Source organism: Bacillus sp. 7884-1 (genome assembly GCF_002272245.1).
Classification (GTDB): Bacteria; Bacillota; Bacilli; order Bacillales; family Cytobacillaceae; genus Neobacillus.
In genome coordinates this window covers 1-558 of the sequence record NZ_NPDD01000340.1, presented here as the reverse complement: position 1 = coordinate 558, position 558 = coordinate 1, and the positions used below count along the sequence as shown (strand labels likewise).

Below are 558 nucleotides of genomic sequence, written 5' to 3'. Positions count from 1 at the left end.
TCCCTTGTTCCTTTGCATTACGCATTACATGAAAATAAGTGGTTTGAAAGGGATCGCTTAATAAAGCAGTAGCAGAGCCAAAGTGATGAATAACGGCCTCATTTAGCTTAACGGTATCAATTTCTTCCTCCATTAAAAAGGCGTCAGCCCCGCGATTAAATACAAAATCTCTTTCGCCATTTGCCTGTAAAGATACAAAGGCCAATGTGGTTGGGTGAATATTATCAAACACGACCATTGATGTATCTACTTGGACGTCATCTAGTGTCTTCTTTAAAAAATGTCCAAAGGGATCATTCCCAACTTTTCCGCTGAAAAGAGCAGTACCTCCTAATTTGGCAATCGTCGCACAGACATTAGCCGGTGCTCCCCCAGCTTGTTTTTGAAAATTTTGCCCTTCTATTAAGTTAATGTCCACATCGGTACAGAAAAAATCGATTAATAATTCACCCATGCATATAATTGATGAACCCAAAACGAAACACCATCCTTTTAAAAAATAAAGCTCTAACCAATTAATCGATTAGAGCTTTCATACTTAACTTACTTGCTCCAAAT

The 558-nt window shown here is 38.2% G+C and carries 1 protein-coding gene; it reads right to left on the bottom strand.

Annotated elements, in window-relative coordinates; all coding sequences use genetic code 11:
• The coding region (locus tag CHI06_RS29030; RefSeq protein ID WP_257009513.1) for a PfkB family carbohydrate kinase at positions 1 to 454 on the bottom strand (454 nt) is incomplete at its 3' end.
• Positions 455 to 558: the final 104 nt, after the last annotated feature.